Origin of the sequence: Luteibacter sp. UNCMF366Tsu5.1, from assembly GCF_900119235.1 — a bacterium.
In the GTDB taxonomy this organism is placed as follows: domain Bacteria; phylum Pseudomonadota; class Gammaproteobacteria; order Xanthomonadales; family Rhodanobacteraceae; genus Luteibacter; species Luteibacter flocculans.
Window position 1 is genome coordinate 855814 of sequence record NZ_FPIS01000002.1, and the last position, 21349, is coordinate 877162.

At 63.8% G+C, this 21349-nt stretch carries 10 protein-coding genes; 9 read left to right on the forward strand and 1 reads right to left on the reverse strand.

From position 1 onward, the window contains the following. The 9 genes from BT115_RS12980 to BT115_RS13025 all read left to right on the forward strand — a co-directional run bounded on the left by BT115_RS12980 (position 1) and on the right by BT115_RS13025 (position 20654). Positions 1-1224 carry a sensor histidine kinase gene (locus BT115_RS12980; RefSeq protein ID WP_072322989.1) on the forward strand — a complete coding sequence of 408 codons (1224 nt, stop codon included), beginning with the start codon at positions 1-3 and terminating at the stop codon, positions 1222-1224. Between the two features lie 38 nt (positions 1225-1262). Next, positions 1263-2360, forward strand: coding sequence for a sensor histidine kinase (locus BT115_RS12985; RefSeq protein WP_072322990.1), 1098 nt, complete (start codon positions 1263-1265; stop codon positions 2358-2360). Next, the gene (locus BT115_RS12990) at positions 2357-2959 is read left to right on the forward strand and encodes a response regulator transcription factor (RefSeq protein WP_072322991.1); all 603 of its coding nucleotides are present in this window, start codon (positions 2357-2359) and stop codon (positions 2957-2959) included. The genes BT115_RS12985 and BT115_RS12990 overlap by 4 nt, the downstream gene beginning before the upstream one ends. A gap of 85 nt (positions 2960-3044) precedes the next feature. Continuing rightward, on the forward strand, positions 3045-4094 hold the full coding sequence (gene queA / locus BT115_RS12995; protein ID WP_072323207.1) for a tRNA preQ1(34) S-adenosylmethionine ribosyltransferase-isomerase QueA: 1050 nt from the start codon (positions 3045-3047) through the stop codon (positions 4092-4094). Between the two features lie 343 nt (positions 4095-4437). Next, positions 4438-6129 carry a ShlB/FhaC/HecB family hemolysin secretion/activation protein gene (locus BT115_RS13000; RefSeq protein WP_072322992.1) on the forward strand — a complete coding sequence of 564 codons (1692 nt, stop codon included), beginning with the start codon at positions 4438-4440 and terminating at the stop codon, positions 6127-6129. Between the two features lie 46 nt (positions 6130-6175). Then, on the forward strand, positions 6176-19018 hold the full coding sequence (locus BT115_RS13005) for a hemagglutinin repeat-containing protein (protein WP_072322993.1): 12843 nt from the start codon (positions 6176-6178) through the stop codon (positions 19016-19018). A gap of 462 nt (positions 19019-19480) precedes the next feature. Then, positions 19481-19792 (forward strand): hypothetical protein, encoded by a 312-nt coding sequence (locus tag BT115_RS13015; protein WP_072322995.1) that lies wholly within the window; start codon positions 19481-19483, stop codon positions 19790-19792. Positions 19793-19807: 15 nt separating this feature from the next. Next, a complete protein-coding gene (locus tag BT115_RS13020; protein ID WP_143144557.1) occupies positions 19808-20227 on the forward strand; it encodes a hypothetical protein in 420 nt (139 codons plus the stop codon). Positions 20228-20333: 106 nt separating this feature from the next. Next, entirely contained in the window at positions 20334-20654 is a 321-nt protein-coding gene (locus BT115_RS13025; protein ID WP_072322997.1) for a hypothetical protein, read from the forward strand. Between the two features lie 420 nt (positions 20655-21074). Here the strand turns inward: BT115_RS13025 and BT115_RS13030 are convergent, their stop codons facing one another. Then, entirely contained in the window at positions 21075-21347 is a 273-nt protein-coding gene (locus BT115_RS13030; RefSeq protein ID WP_072322998.1) for a hypothetical protein, read from the reverse strand. Positions 21348-21349 lie beyond the last annotated feature (2 nt).

Below are 21349 nucleotides of genomic sequence, written 5' to 3' on the forward strand. Positions count from 1 at the left end.
ATGACTGCACGTCTCTCCACGGATACACCCATGTCGCTCTCGTGGTTCAAGCCGACCCCGGACTCGCTCTGGAACCGCTTCCGCGATCGACCGAGGCAGCGCATCTCTGGTCTGCTCAACCTGGTGTGGGCGGTGTATGTCTTCGGGGACCTCATCTTCGCCAATGAGCTGGGCCCTGGGTGGGGCCTGGCTACGGCCATATCGTTTCCGATCTTCCTGCTGCTCTACGCGGCGGCGTATATCCGTCCGCTTCGTCACGTAACCTGGTATGCCGGTGCGGTGGCGTTGCTTTCGTATGCCACGTTGAAGTTCAACCACACCGGCGGCGCGTCGTACATCATCTACGCCTGCGCCATGCTCGGATTCGAAGGCCAGCCTAAGAAATGCTTCGTCGGCATGGCCGCCGTCGTTGGCGGCTTCGTCGCCGTGACGTATCTCATGATGGACTGGTCTCTCGCCGTCGTTGCCATGATGTCCTTCATCGCCCTGTCGGTGGGAACGGTAAACGTGGTGTATCGCTTCAACGCGCAGCGCGACGTGGAGCTGAAACTGTCCCACGACGAGGTGCGCCGGCTTGCCGCGACGGCGGAGCGCGAGCGCATAGGCCGCGATCTTCACGATTTGCTGGGTCATACGCTTTCCCTGATTACGTTGAAGCTCGAATTGTCGCGCCGCCTGTTCGATCGCGACGCCGACGCCGCCCGTCGCGAAATCGAGGAAGCGGAGCAGGTCGCGCGACACGCACTGGCCGAGGTACGTTCGGCCGTCACCGGCATACGCGCCTCCGGTGTCGTGGCCGAACTGGCTTCCGCGCGTCTGCTCCTGACTGCCTCGATGATCGATTTCGTCTACCGCGCAGACATCCCCGAGCTTCCGCCGCGGGTCGACAACGAGCTTGCCCTCGTGCTGCGCGAAGCCGTGACGAACATTCATCGTCACGCTGGCGCCACATTCGCCGAAGCCACCGTCAGCATGGACGATCGCGCTTGCACGATGACCATCGTGGACAATGGCCGCGGCCTCGCGAGCGGTGAGGGCAACGGCATCTGCGGCATGCGTGAACGTGTGCGCGCGCTCGGCGGCACGCTGGCCTTCGAGTCCGCGGCGCAGAAGGGCACCGTCGTACGCATCCATGTGCCGCTCGTACCCGCCGACCGGCTCCCACCCGTTGATACGCGGCAGGACGAGTCGCTGCCGTCCGAACGCGACAGGCTGGCCTCGTGATCCGTATTCCGTCGCCGCACAGGGACTCACTTCTTGGAGTGCTCCGCTCGCCGGTCTATCTGCGCTGGCAGGCGGGTCTGCAGGTGTTCTGGCTGATCGCGCTGATCCAGGCACCGCTTGCCTTAAGGGGCTTCCAGTGGGACTGGATGGGGCCGACCCTCGCTTCCCTTCCCGTTTATCTGGTGTGCTACGTCGCGGTGTATACGGCCCCCGTGGCCCGCCTTCCGTTCAATGCGATCGCCATTAGCGCGCTCGGTTTCGTCCTGTGGCCCGTCAACCCGCTCGCGCTTGGGTATGTGGTCATCGGTGTCACCTTGCTGGCTTACTCGAATCGTCCGCGCCTGTGGTTGGGTGGCGTCGCGGTCGCCACACTCGTGACGCTTGTCTGGCGATATGCCTTCGACGTGCCGCTGGTGCACGTGGCCGTCGTCTTCGGCGCAGGGCTGGCGGCGGGCTTCAGCAATTATCTTTACGTACGCGGCGCACGCCGCGACGCTGAGCTGCGCCTGTCGCAGTCGGAAGTGCGGCGGCTCGCCACGCTGGCGGAACGCGAGCGCATCGGACGCGATCTGCACGATCTGCTGGGTCACACGCTGTCGCTCATCACCTTGAAATCCGAACTGGCGAAGCGGCTTGCCCTGGACGATCCATCGCGGGCACGGCAAGAAATGGAAGAAGTGGAGCGCGTCGCCCGGCATACGCTGGCGGAAGTGCGTAGCGCGGTCACAGGCCTGCGGGCCGGCGATCTTTCCAGCGAACTGGTGTCGGCCCGCTTGATGCTGGAATCGTCCGGTATCGCTTTCACCGCGGAACTGCCCGCCGAACTCGAACTGCCAGAGCAGACCGAAGCCACGCTGTGCCTCGTGCTGCGCGAGGCTGTCACCAACATCCACCGTCATTCGCGCGCCACGGAGGCGCGCGTTGTCATCGCCCGGAACGGGCAGGAGTTTTCGATGCGTATCACGGACAACGGCTGCGGCGGTCTCGCGGCGCACGGTAATGGCGTTTCCGGCATGCGCGAGCGCATGCGCCAGATCGGCGGCCGCCTCGCCATCGATTCCCCCGCACGACACGGCACGGCTTTTGAGATCGGGGTGCCTTTCGCGGCGACTCATCGCATGGAGCGCCGCGCATGATCCGCGTGCTGCTGGCAGAGGACCAGGCCATGGTGCGCGGCGCGCTGTCTGCGCTGCTCAACCTCGAATCGGACATCGAGGTCCTGGGATCGGCTGCTGACGGTGAAACCGCGTGGCGCGAGCTGCAACGGCTGAAGCCCGATGTGCTGGTGACCGACATCGAAATGCCCGGCCTCACCGGTCTGGAGCTCGCCCAGCGGATACGCCGCCACGAGATGCCGATCAAGGTCATCATCGTGACCACGTTTGCGCGCCCAGGCTTTTTGCGCCGTGCGTTGGATGCCGGCGTCGGTGGGTATCTGTTGAAGGATGCTCCCGCGGAAAACCTCGCCGAGGCACTGCGCACGGTGCATCGCGGCGGTCGTGCCATCGATCCGCAGCTCGCGCTCGAAGCCTGGTCGGACGCCGACCCGCTCAACGATCGCGAACGCCAGGTGCTGCGTCTGGCGGGCGAGGGTCAGTCCGCCAGCGATATCGGCGCTCAGTTGAATCTCTCGCACGGCACCGTCCGCAACTACCTTTCCGAGGCCATCGGCAAACTCGGTGCGGCGAATCGCATCGAGGCCTATCGTCTCGCCAGGCAGAAGGGCTGGCTCTAGTCCCCAAGCGACACCGGAGGCGCCGTCGCTTCCGGTGCCGGGGATCGGCGATAATCCGCCATCCACCGCTTTCCCCGGCCGTACCGTGAAGAAATCCGATTTCGACTTCGACCTGCCGCCCGAGCTGATCGCGCAGGCGCCGCTGGCCCGCCGTTCCGCAAGCCGGCTGCTGGTGCTCGACGTTGACGCGCAGAGCAAGCAGGACCGTCAGTTCAGCGACCTGCCGGAGATGCTGCAGCCGGGCGATCTCCTGATCTTCAACGACACGCGTGTGCTGCCCGCACGACTCTACGGCCGCAAGGAATCCGGCGGTGCCGTGGAAATCCTCATCGAGCGCGTTACGGGTGCGCACGAGGCACGTGCGCAACTGGGCGTGAGCAAGAAGCCCAAGGAAGGCGGGCGCATCGAACTCGCTGACGGCAGCATGGTGACGGTACTGGGTCGCGAGGGCGAGTTCTTCCTGCTCCGCTTCGACATCGACGAGCCGCTGGAACGTCTTTTGTCGCGCCTCGGCGAAATGCCGCTGCCGCCGTACATCGAGCGCGGTGCCGGCGAAGCCGACAAGGAGCGTTACCAGACCGTGTTCGCGCGCGAGCCCGGCGCCGTCGCAGCGCCGACAGCCGGCCTGCACTTCGACGAGGAGTTGCTCGAACGCCTGCGCGCACGCGGAGTGGAAACGGGTTACGTCACCTTGCACGTGGGCGCAGGCACGTTCCAGCCGATGCGCGCGGACGACGTCCGCGACCACGTCATGCATCGCGAGTGGCTCAACGTCGGCGCGGCGCTGGTCGAGAAGATCCGCGCGACACGTGCTGCCGGAGGTCGCGTCGTTGCCGTGGGAACCACCGTGGTGCGTGCACTGGAAAGCGCCACGGTCGAGGGCGTGCTGCGCCCCTTTGCCGGCGAAACCCAGATCTTCATCTTCCCCGGCTACAAGATCACGAGCATCGACGCACTGATCACCAACTTCCACCTGCCGCAATCCACGCTGCTGATGTTGGTCTCGGCGCTGGCAGGCAAGGAGGCCATCCTCGACGCCTATCGCTACGCCGTGCAGCAACGCTACCGCTTCTTCTCCTACGGCGACGCGATGCTGATCCTTCCGCCGAAGCAGAACGGTTCCGCAAATCCCTAGCGGCTCCCACAGCTCCCACAGGTGTGCGGCGCTCTTGTAGGAGCCGCCGTGGCGGCGAGGAAAAGCTTACCGGTGGGAGCCAGCCTGCTGGCGACGGGAGCCATGCCTCATGGCTACACCGCTTCGTTGGATTCTTGCCGTCGTCGGTGGCTACCGAGACCTACGAAGCAGATCCTCATAGGACTACCGCAGCGCAAGCGCAGCGCGGACTGCCCGGATATCCGCGAAGAACCTAAAGTTTCCGCGTCACCTGCCGATTAGGGGCACTTGAAGAGCCGGGCCGCGGCACCCGAGAGTGTTCCCGCGCGCCCTTGAACCAGGACGGTTTGGAGTACCAGGACTAATGAGGGTTACAGGGGAGAGCCGTTGGCGCACAACGGCGTGTGCACTCGCGTCGCTGCTTGCGTTGGGTGTCGGCGGTGCAGCGATAGCGCAGCAGAGCACGCTCGACAAGCAGGAACAGCTGCGTCGCGCTCAGCAGCTTGATGAGAAGGAGGAGGCGCGCCGTGACGCGCCCTTCCAGCCCGGACAACCCGCACCGGCCGAGCGGCTCGATGCGCCGTTGCCGAAGGACACACCTTGCTTTCCGCTGCAGAGCCTTCGCCTCGAAGGCGACCGCGTGGCGGATTTCGCCTGGGCGCAGCGCTACCTCGATCGCTTCGTCGGCCAGTGCGTGGGCCGGAACGGACTGGAAGCCTTGCAGCGCCGTCTGTCCAACCTGGTGATCGCGCGCGGCTTCGTCACCACCCGCGTGGGCGTGCCGGCGCAGGACATTTCCAACGGTCAACTGCGCATGCTGCTGGTGCCCGGCATCCTGCGCCGTATCCGCTTCGCCGCCGGCTCGCCGGAGCTCGACTGGCGTACGGCCTTCCCGATCCGCGAAGGCGATCTGCTCAATCTCCATGCGATCGAGCAGGGGCTCGAGCAGCTCAAGCGCGTGCCGTCGCAAGACGTGACGATGGACATCGCACCCGCCGAGAAAGTGGGTGAGTCCGATGTGGTGCTGACCGTTCACACCACGCGTCGTTGGCACGTGGTGGTGGATACGAGCGACGCTGGCCTCAAGGGCACGGGGCGCAACCAGGGCAACCTCAACGTCTCGTACGACAACCCGCTCGGGCTCAACGATCTGTTCTCGATCGGCGCGGGCCACGCCTTGTTCACGCACGCTGACGGTGGCAGCACGTTCAGCGAGAACGCGACATACAGCATCCCCTGGGGCTGGTGGACCTTCAGCGGGTCGATCTCCACCTACCGCTACCGGCAGTGGATCGAAGGTTTCCAGAGTCGATTCCGTTCCACCGGCACGTCCACGTCGAGCGACATCACCGTGCAGCGTCTGCTGACTCGCGGCACGTCGAGCAAGACTTCGCTGGAAATGCGGCTGGCCGGACGCAGCGCGCACAGCTACATCCAGGGCGTGGAAGTCGGCATCCAGCGCCAACGTGTCGCCAGTGCGGAGCTGGCCCTGGTGCATCGCCACTACATCGGTCAGGCGCAGCTCGACGCGCGCCTGGGCTACCAGCGCGGCACGCCATGGTTCGGCAGCCAGTGGAACGGTTACGACCCATCCATTGGATTTCCGACCAATCGCTACGGGCTGACCACGCTCGATCTGTCGCTGAGCCAGCCGCTGAAATTCGGTACGCATCAGGCGATCTGGGACAGCAGCCTGCGCGTGCAGCGCTCCACCGACCATCTTCCCGCCGCCGAACTCATCACGATCGGCGGGCGCTACTCGGTGCGCGGCTATGACGGCGAGCAGACGCTCGCTGGCGAACGCGGCGCCTACCTGCGCAACACGCTCACGTTGCCGCTGGGCGTGTTGGCGCCGTACCTCGGCGTGGACGTCGGTCGCGTCTCCGGACCATCCACGCAGGCAGGCCACCGCCAGTTGACCGGCGGCGTCGTCGGCTTGCGTGGCAGCTACAGCGGCTTGAGTTGGGATCTCTTCGCGGGGCGGCGGATCCATGCGCCGCGCGGCTTCGACACCGCACACCCGACCACGGGCTTCCAGTTGATCTACCAGTACTGAACACGGGCAGGGGCACCGGCGCGGTGCCCGACAAAGGGACAAGGTCATGACGATCAAGGCAACGATGGGGCGCCGGTACGGTGCGGTAGCGATCTCGACAGTGCGCTCGCTGGCCCTTGCGGTCGTGCTGGCGACGCTGGGCATTCCCGTGGTGTCGTGGGCACAGCAGGTGCCGGACGCGGCGGCAGGAGCGCATCGCCCGACGATGGACTCGGCGGCCAATGGCGTGCCGGTGGTCGATATCGTCGCGCCGAACGCGCGGGGCGTATCGCACAACAAGTACCAGCGCTTCGACGTCGACCAGCGCGGCGTGATCCTCAACAACAGCGCCAACATCGTGCGCACCCAGCTCGGCGGCTATGTCGCCGGCAACGACAACCTCAAGGGCGGCGAAGCGTCGCTGATCCTCAACGAGGTGACGTCGGCCCTGCCGAGCAGCCTGCGCGGCTACATCGAGGTGGGCGGCAAGGCCGCGCCAGTCGTGATCGCCAACCCCTATGGCATCACCTGCGACGGTTGCGGCGTCATCAACAGCCAGCGCTTCACGCTGACGACCGGCACGCCAATGTTCGGAGGCAGCGGTAGCCTGGATGCCTTCCACGTCACCGGCGGCAGCATCGCCATCGGCAGCGGTGGCCTCGACGGCTCGGTCGTGGATCGCACCGATCTGATCGCGCGCGCCGTGCAGTTGAACGGTCAGCTGTGGGCGAAGGATTTGTCCGTCGTCACGGGCACCAACGACGTCAATTACGCAGATGCTGGCGTGCGCGCGAACGAGGCAGACGCCGCCCGTCCCGCCGTTGCGATCGACGTGGCCGCACTCGGTGGCATGTACGCGGAAAAGATCCGCCTTGTCGGTACGGAAGCAGGTGTCGGCGTGGTCAGCAGCGGCGCAATCGCTGCGCAGGCCGGTGACCTGACGCTGAGCAACGCCGGTGAAGTGCGTCTGAGCGGCACAACCGTGGCGTTCGGCAATGCCTCGCTCGATGCCAGCGGTCCGGTGATCGTCGACGGCACATTCGGCACGCAGAATGGCGCGGCGTCCCTGACCAGCGGCAGCACACTCACCGTTCCCGGCCGCGTGATCGCGGGCGGTGCGCTCACGGTGAATGCCGCGGGAGACGTGATCTCGTCCGGACGGTTCAGCGCGGGAGGGAATCTTGCGGTCTATGCCGCAGGCGCCGTGCGCAATGCAGGACTCATCTACTCCGATCAGGCGTTCGACCTGCGTGCGAATGCGCTGCACAACGAAGGCACGATCTACGGGCTTGGCGGTGGCTCGATTCTCGCCAATGGCCTCTTCGATGCCACGGCGGCGAGCACGCTGCATGCTGGCGGCGCGTTGGCGATCGACGCGGGTGGCGTCGCCACGAACGGCATCGTGGATGCAGGCGGTGCATTGACGCTGTCCAGCCGTAGCGATGCCAACTTGGCGGGTGCGGTACAGGGCGCCGGCAGCGTCGCCGTACGCGCGACGAACCAATTGAACAACGGCGCGACGATCGTCTCGGGCGGTCGCCTCGATCTGCGGGCCGCCCGGGTCAGCAACCTCGCTTCGGGCATCGTGTCCTCGGGCAGCGATCTGGTGGTGAACGCGGCAGGCGACGCCTTCAACCAGGGCACGCTCTACGCCGCCGGTGGCGTGGTGGTCAACGCAGCGTCGCTCACACAATCGGCGGCGGCTCAGCTCCATGGCGTCGCCGGTGCGCAGGTGACGTTGACCGGGAACCTGGCCAACAGCGGCATGCTCGTGGGTGGCGGTGGGCTTGCATTAACCGCGGGCTCCGTCTCCAGCGATGGCGAGCTAGGCACCCAGCAGGGCGATGCGGCGCTGGTCAGCGGGTCCGATATCGCGCTCGCAGGCACGACCGTGGTGGGTGGGAGCTTGAGTCTGCGAGCACCGGGTACGGTCACTCAGCAAGGCCAGCTCACGACCGTCGACCTCGACGCCGAGGTCGGTTCGCTCGCAAACAACGGCGAAACATATGCGCGCGGCAATGCACAGCTGCATGCCTCGCACGATGTATCCAACACGGGTTCGTTGTATGCCGACGGCCAGCTCACGCTCGGTGCGGACGGCACGCTGACCAACAGCGGCACGCTTCATGCGGGCACCGATCTCGCGCTGCATGCCGCATCGATCGACAGCTCCAAGCAGATCGACGCGACCCGCGACGTCACCCTCGATGCGCAGTCGATGCGTCTTGCAGGCAACGTGCAGGGCGGTCGCGATGTGGCGTTGACCGTGGCGGGTGGCGTAGATAACGCGGCGGCCGTCGTTGCGGGGCGTGACGTTACCGCACAGGCAGGTTCGCTGACGAACAGCGGTGCGATCTCGGCGACGCACGACCTTGCCCTCGATGTTCAGGGCGACGTCGACAACGCCGGTCAGCTATACGCAGGTCATGGACTCGACATCAACGCGCATGCCTTGACCGTCGGCACGGGTGGGGCGGTCAGTGCCGCGGATACGGCGACGCTGACACTGCAGGACATGCTCCGCAATGCCGGTAGTGTGGTGGGCGTGAAGTCGCTGGCCGTCGATGCGCAGAGTATCGATTCCACCGGCTCGGTGGGCAGCAGCATGGGCAGCGCGGCGCTGACGACGCGCGGTGATCTTCACCTTGGCAGCGTGGCGTCAGCTGCAAGCGCGTTCTCCGCTCATGCAGCGGGCAACGTACTTCTCGACGGTACGCTCACGGGCACGTCGTTGGATCTGGCTGCACAATCGATGACGCTCGCTGGCGCGATCCATGCCACCGGCGACGCCGTATTCGACGCGGCCCAGAGCATCGCCCTCGGTGGCGATGCCTATGCCGATGGTGCGCTGACGGTTCATGCGGCCAGCATCGACCAGTCCGGTACGACACACGCCGGTGGCGACCTTGCACTGAATGCGGCGAGCATCGTCACGCACGGTACGCTCGACGCCGGCAACGATCTGTTGTTGACCGCCGACGCCGCGTCGCTGGCAGGCCGTCTGCAGGCAGCGCGCGATGTGCATGTCCAGACGAGCGGCACGCTGACGCAGGCAGCGACCGTGGTCGCGGCACGCGATGTCTTGCTGAATGCGGCGCACTTCGATGGCGCCAAGGACGCCGCGGTCAGCGCGGGGCGCAATCTCACGCTTACCGCATCGCAGGACGTCGTCAATGCGGGTGTGCTCTATGCGGGCAATCTTCTCGCATTGAACGCCGCCAGCTTCACCCAGACGAGCGACGGACAGGTTCATGCGGCCGATCATGTGTCGCTGGATGTGTCGGACGCGCTCGACAGCGCAGGCGCCATCGTCGGTGGCAACGGTCTCTCCATCAACGCGGGTAGCCTGAGCAGCACGGCGCAACTGGGCAGCACGGCCGGCGACGTGGCGATCGCGACGACACTGGGCGATCTCTCGCTGGCGGGTACCACGGTCTCGGCAGGTCGACTGGATGCGACATCCGCAGCTGCGTTTGCTCAGTCGGGTGCGCTGAGTGCCGCCGCCGCGACACTGACCGCCGCCACGGACATGACCTTGGCCGGCGACATGTCGGCCAACGGCGCGGTGGCGTTGAACGCGGGGCGCGACCTTCACAACACCGGCAGCGTCTACACGTCCGGCACGTTGAGCCTGCAATCGACGGGCAATATCGACAATCGCGGCAGCCTGGCGTCGGAGCAGGGCCTTACCGTCGATGCGGGCGCGTTGACGCAGGCCACGAACGGCGCCTTGCAGACGAACGGCAATCTGTCCGTTACGGCGGGAAGCATCGACAGCAAGGGCACGCTGGCGAGCGCACATGACATCTCGGTGGCCGCGCAGGGCGATGTCAGCCTATCCGGAACCACGCAGGCCGGCGGTGCGCTGGGCATCGCCACGACCGGTGCGATGAACAACGCCGGCAAACTGCTGGCCTCGACCTCGCTGGCGGTAACGGCGGCGAACATCGGCAACACCGGCGCGCTGTCGACCGACGGCACGCTCGACCTGCACGCCATCGATGCGCTGGACAACCAAGGCACCGCTTACGCGGGCCGCAAGATCACGCTCGGAGCGAACGGCCTCACGCAGGGCGCCTTGGCCGAACTCACAGGCGCGGACGATATCGCCATCGACGTGGTCGGTGCGGTGAACAACGCCGGCAAGATCGTCGCTGCGAAATCGCTCGATCTTAAGGGCGGCAGCGTATCCAGCACCGGCACGCTCGGCACGCAGCAGGGCGACCTGGATCTTCAGGCGCGCCGGGGCGATCTCGTGCTGGGCGGCACGGTCGTTTCGGCAGCGGCATTGAATGGAACGGCCTCAGGCGCGATCCGCCAGAGCGGCCAGTTGTCCGCCAACGCGCTGAGCTTGCATGCCGACGGTGACCTCAATGCGCAGGGCGACATCAGCGCGCTCACGGCATCCCTCACCAGCGGCGCCACGCTGACGCAGAACGGCACACTGTCCGCGAACACGATCACGCTCGATGGCGCCGCTGTGAGCAACGGCGGCAAGACATTGTCGTCGGGCGATCTCACCGTGCATGGCGGCACGGTCGACGCCTCCGGTGTACTGGCGGCAGGCGTGAAGGCCGACGGTACGCTCGACAGCGTCGGCGACCTTCGCGTGTCCGCCGGTGGCGCGTTGACCGCGCACGGCAGCCTGCTTGCCGGCCACATGCTCGACACGAGGGCGAATGCGCTCGACCTGTCGTATGGCACGCAGCGGGCCGGGACCGATGCCACGTTCGTGGCGCGCGCAGGCAACATCGACCATACGGCCGGCGATCTCGCCGTCGGCGGCGCGTTGACCGCGCAGGCCTCCGGAACGCTGCTGAATCGCGGTGTGGATGGTCGCGCTGCGCGGATGCAGGCAAACACACTGCTGCTCAGCGCCGCGTCGATCGACAATGGCCGCGGCCAGTTGCTGCAAACGGGCAACACGGCCTGGACGCTGACCACCGGCACACTGGACAACACCGGTGGCACGATCGCCACGAACGGCAACGACCTGACGGTGCATGGCACGCGCGTCGTCAATCGCGGCGGCAGCATTCAACTGGCCGGGACCGGGCTACTCGACGTCAAGGCCGACCAGGACATCGACAACACCCAAGGCACCCTCGCAGGCAATGGCGCGACACGCGTCACCGCGGCGACCAACCTGCTCAATGATGGCGGTCTGATCAATGCGCATGGCGCCACCACGATCGCCGCCGCGTCGCTCAGCAATACGGCGAACGGCGCGATATCGGGCAGCGCGTTGGGTGTGACCGTCGGCAACGGCGTAAACAATGCGGGTGGCCTGCTCCAGGCGACGGCAGGCGACCTCATGCTGTCGGCCGCTGATCTGTCCAATGCTGGCGGCACGATCCAGTCCGCACCTGCTGCCGTGACGCTTGGCGTCAACGGCACGCTCGACAACGCGACAGGCACCATCGCGGCCGGCACGCTGGCCAAGCTCACGGCGGCCCAGGTGAACAACGCCGGTACCGTCACGGCCGGCCAGCTCAGTGTGCAGGCAACCAACACGATCGCCAACGTCGGCGGTCGTCTGCAGAGCCGCGGCGCGCTCGACCTTCGCGGCACCAACGGCATCAACAACAACGCGGGCAGCATCGAGGCGAACGGTGCCACCACGCTGACCTCGGCATCCGTCTCCAACGTCGGCGGGCGCATCGCGAACGCCAGCGGCGCATCGACCCAGGTCACCTCGGGTGGCGGCATCGACAACCGTGGCGGCACGCTCGGCGGCCAGGGCGACGTCACCCTTTCCGGTACGTCGATCTCGAATGCCCAGGGCGGCACGCTCGTGGCGGCGGGAAGCATGACGCTCGGCACCGGCCAGTTGGACAACAGCAACGGCACGGTCTACGCCGGCAACACCTTCAACTTCGTCAATGCCGGCGCATCGGCAATCAACGCGGGCGGCAAGATCACCGCGGGGCAGCAGCTCAACCTCACGCTGGCGAGCCTGAACAACAGTGGCGGCACCTTGCAGGCCGGCATCGATGGTGTGGGTGGTGTCGGCAACGTCATGCTCGACATCCGCAGCCTCGTCGGCCAGGGCACCATCGTCGCCAACAACACGCTCGGCATGCACCTGGTGGGCGACTACGTCCAGGCAGCAGGATCGAGCATCAAGGCCAGCGGAGGCTTCAGCCTCGCGGTGGACGGGCAGTTCGTCAACAACGGCAGCATCCAGGCCGTGAACGGGCTGACGATCAGCGCGGCGAACATCACCAACAACGCGGGAGCGCTGCTCAACTCCGCCAACACGCAGCTCAACACGGGCGGCACGATCACCAACGCCGGTAGCATCCAGGGCAATACGGTCGGCATGACGGCCGGTGCGGTGAACAACACCGGCACGATCATGGGCGGCAACGTCACGATCCAGGCCGGTAGCGTGGTCAACGGTGCCGACTTCGGCCAGGCGACCGGCAACGCGGCTTATCAGAGCGGGACGATCGCCGCGACGGGCAGCGTAGATATCTACACGAACTACCTGCTCAACCGCGACGCGCAGATCTTCAGCCTCGGCAACATCAACGTCGCGGGGGCGCGCCGTAACGGCCAGGGTTTGTTCGATACCCGCGCGGGTCAGATCGACAATATCTCCGGGTCGATCCAGGCGCAGGGGAGCATCCTGCTCGCTGCGAACCAGATCAACAACGTACGCCGTGTGCTGAACACGACCGACCATGTGCTGTCGGCTGAGGAATCGGCCGCTTCGCAGCCCTTGCCGGTTTCGGACTATAAGCACTCGGTCAACAAGGTGCAGGAGTACGAGACCTACACCGAGTACCACACCATCCAGGAGACCGTGGTCAATGCGGCCAGCGCGCAGTCGCAGATCCTGGCCGGCGGAAACATCTCGCTCTACGGTTCGGTGACGAACAGCACCTCCACCATCGCGGCCAACGGCTTTCTCGCCGTGAACCAGCAGGGCGCCGGTGGCGGGACCGGGATGGTGCTCGGTAACGAAAACGTCGCCAACCAGTCGCTCGCAGCGGGCCGCACCATTCAACAGGTGGCCGTGACCCATCACATTCGTTGCGGATGGGATCCCAGCCTGTGCGACCCGGAAGACGAAAAGGAGTACTACACCTACCGACCCAACACGGATCCCTCGACCTACCTGCACGACAACTACACCGCACTCGGCGCGGTGATGACGGGCTCCGGTGGTGTCGCCATCAGCGGTGTGAACGTCTCCAACGGCGGTGTCACGCCGGATGGCCGTTCGGTTGGTAACACGCGCCTGGACCCCAATGCGCAGGCCATCGGCCTCGCATCGTTGAACAAGGGCAGCGCGCAGGGTGCGGCGGGTCTGCCGGTCGGTGCGCAAGTCGATCCGGCAACCGGCCACGCGCCGCAGGTGCTTGGTGGCGCAGGACAACCGTTGGCCGGCGTGACGCTTCCCACGGGGGGTATCTACAGTGTTCGCGGTGCGAGCGGCAGTGACAGCGTAGCCGTCGATGGGCCGTCCGCAGGCGGCCAGATTACCGCCGCCAGTGCCGGCGAACGCACGGCCGTCGGCAATGTCGGCGCGGATCAGCTCTCCGCACTGGCGGGCGGTGTCTCGGCGCGCAACGTCGGCCTGATGGGTAATGCGTACCTCACCGCATTGCTGGGCCATCCGCCCAGCGGCAACTACCTCATCGAAACCAATTCGCGCTTCGTCGACTACAGCCAATTCATCAGCAGCGACTACCTGCTGGACAAGCTAGGCGTCGACCCGGCACGCACGATGATGCGTCTCGGCGACGGCTTCTATGAGCAGCAGCTGGTGACCCAGCAGGTGACGCAGCTCACTGGCCGCACCTATCTCTCCGACTATTCGAGCGGGTTGCAGGAATACCAGTCGCTGATGAACAACGCCACGCACGTGGCGCAGGCGATGAACCTGAGCGTGGGCGTGGCACTGACGGCGGAACAGGTCAGCGCACTCACCCAGGACATGGTCTGGATGGTGCAGCAGAACGTGGACGGCCACGAGGTGCTGGTTCCGGTGGTCTACCTGGCGAACGGCACCCTGGGCCTCACGGCGCAAGGCGCGGTGATCGCGGGCAAGGACGTGAGCATCGAGGCGTCGGGCGCGCTGTCCAACGGTGGCTTGATCCGCGGCGAAAACAGCACGCTGCTCACCGCGCAGGATCTGCTCAACAGCGGTCGCATTTCCAGCGGCGGCCTCACGGCGATCAGCGCTACCGGGAATGTAACCAACCTCAACGGTCGCATCGACGGTGCTGGCGTCAGCGTGATCGCGGGAGGCGATATTCGCTCCGAGAACGTGGGCGGACTGATCGGTCGCGGCATGGATGGTGCAAGCATCACTGCCACGCAAGGCCTGCAGATCAGCGCAGGACATAACCTGTCGCTCGATCACACGGCGGTTACCGCAGGCGGCGACGCGCTGCTGACGGCGGGCCATGACCTCAGCTTGGCCGGGCAGGGCGTGTCGGCGGGCGGAAGCCTGGCGCTGGCCGCAGGGCACGATCTGTCGATCGCGTCGAGCGTGACCACGACCCATCCGTACGCGTGGAGCAACACGATCACCGGCACCACGGCCAATGGGCTCACGCTCAGCGCCGGAAAGGACCTGTCGCTGGTCGCCGGCAACGACATGACGCTGTCCGCCACCACCTTGAAGGCGGGTGGCAACGCGGCCTTGCAGGCAGGGAACGACCTTACCCTGGGTGCAGTGCAGAGCGGCACACGCTGGAAGACGGAGACGACCGGTAGTTCGATCGACGCTGGTGGCTCGCTGTCACTGCAAGCGGGTCACGATCTTGCCGTGCAAGCCGGCACGCTGAAAGCCGGCGGCGACATGGCCCTGCTGGCAGGCCACGACCTGTCGCTGACTGCGACCAGCAACGGCACGTCGACCAAGGTCACCCACGATGTGACCACCCTCGACGCAGGCGGCAACCTCGCGGTGGCCGCCGGGAACAACGCGCTGCTCGAAGGAACGCAGATCAAGGCAGGCGGCACGGCGGCGCTCCAGGCCGGCAACGACCTCGACCTCACCACGGTAACCGACAGCACGACGAAGACGGCGAGCTGGAAGGAGGGAAAGAAGCGCGTTACGGAGACGACGACGGATGAGACCGTTCGCGGCGTGACGATCGACGCCGGTACGGGTGTGCAGATCGCCGCCGGTCACGACGCCACCCTGGATGCGACGACCGTCGCTACCAAGACCGGCGACATCACCTTGGCCGCGGGACACGACCTCACGCTTGGCGCCGAGGACGAAACCCATACCGTCGTCACGGACACCAAGAAAAAGAAGAGCGGCCTCTTCAGCAGCAAGACGACCACGACCCACGACACCAGCGAGCAGACGTTGGCTGTCGGCACGTCGCTCAGTGGCGACAACATCCGCATGGTGGCCGGAAACGACCTGACTGCCATGGGTGCGACGGTCCAGGCAACGGGCGGCATCGCCTTGGCGGCGGGCCACGACGTGAACCTGCTCGCGACGACGGACACCTATAACGAGACCCACGACAAGACCGTCAAGAAGTCCGGCTTCACGCTCAACCGCGGCGGCGGCATCGTCCAGGCGGGCAAGAAGACGGTAACGAACGACGACACGGCGCAGCATGTCGCCAACGGCACCCTGCTCAGTGGCGATTCGATCTCTGTCGCTGCGGGCCACGACGTGCTTGGCGAAGGCGCGAAGATCGCCGGTACACACGACGTGGTGGTGGCAGCAGGGAACAACCTGACGCTCACCACGGCCGTCGATATCTACGACGACAGCCACAGCAAGACGGTCACCAAGACGGGCTACTCCAAGAGCGGGATGAACGAGCTTTACGGGCAGGCGAAGGACAGCCGCTCGGATAGCTCGCACCAAGTAACTCACACGGGTAGCGTCGTCGGCTCCACCGATGGACAGGTGACGCTGACGGCGGGTGGTGACCTCCACCTGACCGGCACGGACGTCATCAGCAAGACCGGCACGACGATCGTCGGCAAGAACGTCACGATCGATGCCGGGCTGGACACGCTGGATACGACGCAGTCGCAGAAGCATAGCGAGGGGGGTGTCACCGGGGGATTGGGCGGCGCTGCGTACGACCTCGCCATGAGCGCACGGGATTCGACGAAGCGCGCCAGCAATAGTGATGACGATCGTCTGAAGGCGCTGTATGCGGCCCGAGCAGCGTACGAAGCGAACGACGCTGTTAACGCAGTCGGCGATTTCAGCGGCGTGACTGACGCACAGAGCGCCGCGGGCGCGGCGGGCATCAACGTTCAGGTCGGTATCGGCGGTAGCAGTGCGAGCAGCAAGACCACGACGCATGACAGCACGTCGTATGGCGGCCACATCACCAGCGGTGGCAACGTCACCATCGGTGCGACGGGCGGCGACCTGACCATCATCGGCGGCGAGGTGACCGGCAAGAACGTTGCCCTAGCAGCGACGCACGACATCAACCTGCTCAGCCAGTCCGAGGAACACAGCCTAAAGAACGACTCGAAGAATTCCGCTGGGAGTATTGGCGTCAGCTTCGGCTCCGATGGCTTCGGCATCTATGCATCGGCTAGCGTCGGCAGTGGCAAGGCCCACGGCAACGGCAGCACTCATGCCGAAACCACGGTCAATGCCGGCGACAAGCTGACCATCATCAGTGGTAACGACACGACCATTGAGGGCGCCCAGCTGAAGGGCAATCAGGTGGTGGCCGACATCGGCAACAACCTGACCATCCGCAGCGAGCAGGACACCGACGACTACGCAAGCAAGACCATGCAGGCCGGTGGCAAGCTCATGGTCGGCATCACCCAGAGCGGATTTGTCAGTGGTAGCGCCTACTACGCCGCAAGCAAGGTCGACAGCCAATACACCAGCGTGAACGAAGTCAGCGGGATCAAGGCCGGCGACGGCGGCTTCCAGATCGACGTTGGTGGCACGACTCATCTGGTGGGAGGGCAGATTGCCAGCTCGGCTGACGCTTCCAGGAACGTGCTGAGCACAGGCGATCTGGTCTGGGAGGATCTGCACAACGAGTCGAAGTACAACGCCAGCCAAGTCAGCTTTAGTGGCGGTAGCACGATGTCAAGCAATGTTGCCGGAGCCATTGGCGCGGCGATATCCATGGCTACACCGCACGAAGGGAACAGCAGCAGCGACACTCATTCGGGCATTGCTGAAGGCGCCATCATCGTTCGGAACGATCCGGGTAAGGATCTCAGTAGCTTGGATCGAAATCCGACGCTTGACGACGAGGCGTTGAAGAATAGTTATGACCCCAAAAAGGTGTCCGAGCAGCAGGAGTTGGCTACGCAGGCTGGCTATGTCGGAATGCGCACCGTCGGGGCTATTGCGGAGTACATGCAGTACAACGCAACTACAGACGAGCAGCGTGCGGCTTGGGCGGACGGGAGTCGAAACAAGGTCATTCTTCACGGTGTCGTTGGCGCGGCGATGGCATCGCTTGGAGGCGGTAATGCGCTGCAGGGTGCGCTCGGAGCGGGTGCTGCCGAAGCCGCCTCGAAGGCCATGCAAGACTATTTGGCTACGACGGACGCGACGCCAGAAGAGAAGAAGACCTATATGGAGCTCGGCGCTGCCGCCATCGGTGGTGCCATTGGCGGCTCGCGTGGTGCCGCTGCTGCCCTTAACGGTGAACTGAACAATCGCCAACTTCACCCCGACGAAACCGCGTGGATCAAACGGCACGCGACGGACTTCGCTCGGCAGGAGTGCGGCGGGTGCGATCCGTCGCAAGAGCAAATCGAAACGGCCACAGCACGGCTCGGTCAGCAGGCATCCAAGGATGTCGACTTCATCTGGAAGAGTGTTCTTGGCTCGGGGGACGATTCCGCAGCGCAGGCATTCCTCGCGTCGACCGACGCGACATTCACGAACGATCTTGGTAAGCAGCAAATCATGTTTACCGCTGAGCGCGGCCAGTTCTTTGCGCCAGCGCAGAATGCGCCAGACGCCGATCTCGACTTTATCGGCAAGTATGTGCGCCCGGCTGTTACCCGTGATCTAACCACCGGAATGGCTGAGGAATCAGAAAAGTACGCATCGGCTATTGGAGGAGCGATTAAGGATGATCCCTTTGGAGTGGGTAAGAACGTAGTGATCGGCTTGGGTTCCGCAATTGGTGGTGTGTTTGCGCACCCGATAGATACCTACTATGGGCTGAAGGATGGATTCGTTTCGGGCGCCCAGAATATGGGCGAAGGCGCTGCCGTAAGTTTTAACCAGTCCCTTCAAGATCGGATGCAGCTGATCTATGGACAGGACGTAAGCGGTGCTATTCAGACGGTGACGGCATTGCAAGTTACCGCCGCCCTGGGAAATGCTGTTGGTGCCGGCAAAATTGTTGGTGCTGGCGTGAAGGTTGCTGGTAAGGCTGTCGAAGCCACAGCAGAGAAGGTTGCCGTGTCTCTTGAGAAAGAGGCAGCGAAGTCGACTGTCGACGATGCGACGAAGATATTGGCATCGACGGGGGACGTCGCGCCCTCTGCCGAGGCATCCGGAAGTATTGGTGCGACCAAGGGCGCGTTAAAGGGCGAGCCGGAGGTACCTCCGAAGAATGCGCCGCCGGATCAGGTGCGTGCTATCGCCAGGCAGAACGAGGCGGCCGAACTGCTCGCAGGTGCAGGGTTTGATGTGGAGCAATTGCCTAATACTGGAAAGGTGGGGCCAAATCCCGATCTCAAGATAAATGGTGCAATAGCCGACGTCGCTTCACCTACAACCTCTAGCGTCGGATCAGTGCTCAAAACAGTGAGTCAGAAAGTGGAGAAGCAGGCGGATACTATTGTGCTTAATCTCGCCGACTCGCCGCTTGGTCCGGATGACATACAGAATGGAATAAGGTCTTTTCCTGTGAATGGCCTTAGCCGACTCTATGTTATAAAAGATGGAAAGATTACGCTTATTGAGGGATCCTAATGTCGCTTCATTTTACTCTCGAGATTGAAGAGGGCATCCCCGTAAGTTCGCTATTTCGCCTTGCGGAAGCTCTAGGTGGCGTCAAGTCCGATGATCACATCTGGTTCGAAGCGTCGGGTACGAACTTATTTATCGAGGACGCCAGGGGTAACTTGGTCGTCGGTGCGGAAGAACCGTCGCTCACTTGGAGGGTGGGTGCGCGTTGCTACGCATTCATCAGACCGAGCACTTATGACGACGGTTGGCGCGATCTAGAGCGTTTCGTAAGGTCACTCGCCGAGCATTTCAGTCAGCGATTCGTTCTCTCGTTCGAATATTCGTCGATCTTTGCGGTACGAGATGAGAGTGGATTGCATTTCCTGAAATCAGGGCTTGCAACCTGAATCCTTCTGAGGAGCGCGGAGTCGAGCCCTGCATAATTACGGCGGTTGGCAAGTGTGGCGGAAAGGTTTGCAACTGACCATGAAATTTGATCAAGAGAAGAAGCAGAAGATCATGAAGGAGTTCACGATAGCCTACGTGAACGGCACCGAGTTCAGCCCAGACAGGCCTATGGGGAAAGTTTCCAGAAGCCGTATCGGTGCCATTGTTGAGGCGGCCTTCGTGGATCTTTTTGGTGAAGTTAGCGGATCGCTTCCCAAGTGCTTGGAGTGGCTTCGTGGAGCGATTGTTCCGAGAGAAGATTTTGGTTCGGCGCCAGAATTCCATATCTATCGGCTCAATGAAACATTTGGAATTGCGAAATGGCTGTCCGGCGATGCGATCGATGTGTAAGTGTGGAAGGCGGCAATGAAATCTGAACTCGTCGCTTCCCATGAAGAGCACGTTTATCGACCCTCAGACATGAGGACACTCCGCCTGGATGACTTCATGCCGGTCGCTCTGCTGGCTGGTGAACGCGATCTTGCGATAGCCGAGTACGAAGCGATTCATGGTGCTAGTCAGGTGAAACGGGGAAGCTCTCCGCCGCTGCGAAAGTTCGGTTATGCCGTGGCGTTGTCTTGGGATAGTCTCGACAAGGATCGAGAAGCGTTCTTTGACTGGGGGCGCAAAGTCCTTGCGAAGAATCTGGATGGCTGGATATCCCACGGTCAGTACATCGACGCTGCGAAGTGGGTATGCCTTGTATTTACAATGATCGGTGGACAGCAAGATGCAGCCATGGCGCTAAGGACTGCACTCGCCGATGCGAAGGCTTATTCGCCGTGACCTGCCACCTCCTACCTGACTGTCGGTGTGAACGTCATTCAGGCCAAGTGTTTCCTCTCCTGAGAAATCGTACATGGGCCATTCCCTTCTTTACGGATGTAAGAGCATGTCCCTTCCTGAATCCAGGGAGGAGGTTGAGCGGTGCTTTGGTGTAAGCCTGGACGAGCGTGAGAGCGATTACCACGGCGGACTGTACTACCTGCATAGGGCTGGGAATGGTGGAAGACTGATGCTGAAGGCGAATGTCGACCTGTACGACGATGAGCCTGCGGAGCGAGCATTTCCCGAGTGGGCAGTCCTGTTGTACGTCGATTTTGTTGGGGATATAGGTGCGTCTCCCGAGTTTTTGCCTCCATCGTTCACTCTCCTTGCCGCCCTCGAGTCGGGCTTGCCGGCAAAGAGGCGACGTCCCCCCGATTTTGAGTAGGACGGTGCTGGTTAAATAATGGTGGCGCTGGAGCTCTGAGCCCATATATCTATGGGAACGTATTGGGGCCTACGACGTCCGAAGCCATCCAAAGCACCATAGATAAGGTGCCCGGTTGGACCTCTAAAGGCTCAAAAAAATGAAGCTAAGTAGACCGGTGCGTATTCTAATGGTGGGCGGCGTCCTTGCGATTGTTTTTTTATGCTTATCGTAGCCATCGTATTCGTCCGCTGCCTCATTGCGGGAATTGCTTTCAATTTTGAAGCCATCTGGCATACCGCGTTTAAGAACAGCATTTTTATCGGATTCGTAGCAATACTCCTGACGGCGGTGGGGGCGCCTAGGCCACGGCAGAAGCATTGAAATTTGTTTGCTACATCGACACGTCACCACCACGTGGCGGTTGACCGGCGAGCGCAACTAGAACGCAGAACGATACGCACAACCTGCATCACGCCCCATCTGCCGCCATGCACTAGGAAACGGCACGACGCGGCTCCCCGCAAATTGTTCCGCCAGGGCTCGACGAAGAAAGCGGATAACACGATCGCCCCTGCCGGCGAACAGGAGGTCGCAGGCGGTCTGTTCGCCCGTGCCGGGCAGGGGCGTGCTCATGAACCACTGCCATGTCGCCGAGGGATCGGGCTCGATGAGGCTCGCCAGGGCGAAGATGCGGCGGGTGACGGTGCTCATGC

Excerpts from the sequence above, each read along its gene's own strand:
- BT115_RS12990 (WP_072322991.1), top strand. The coding sequence starts at position 2,357 with ATGATCCGCGTGCTGCTGGCAGAGGACCAGGCCATGGTGCGCGGCGCG.
- BT115_RS13000 (WP_072322992.1), top strand. The coding sequence starts at position 4,438 with ATGAGGGTTACAGGGGAGAGCCGTTGGCGCACAACGGCGTGTGCACTC.
- BT115_RS13020 (WP_143144557.1), top strand. The coding sequence starts at position 19,808 with ATGAAATCTGAACTCGTCGCTTCCCATGAAGAGCACGTTTATCGACCC.
- BT115_RS13030 (WP_072322998.1), bottom strand. The coding sequence starts at position 21,347 with ATGAGCACCGTCACCCGCCGCATCTTCGCCCTGGCGAGCCTCATCGAG.
- BT115_RS12980 (WP_072322989.1), top strand. The coding sequence starts at position 1 with ATGACTGCACGTCTCTCCACGGATACACCCATGTCGCTCTCGTGGTTC.
- BT115_RS13025 (WP_072322997.1), top strand. The coding sequence starts at position 20,334 with ATGTCCCTTCCTGAATCCAGGGAGGAGGTTGAGCGGTGCTTTGGTGTA.
- BT115_RS13005 (WP_072322993.1), top strand. The coding sequence starts at position 6,176 with ATGACGATCAAGGCAACGATGGGGCGCCGGTACGGTGCGGTAGCGATC.
- BT115_RS13015 (WP_072322995.1), top strand. The coding sequence starts at position 19,481 with ATGAAATTTGATCAAGAGAAGAAGCAGAAGATCATGAAGGAGTTCACG.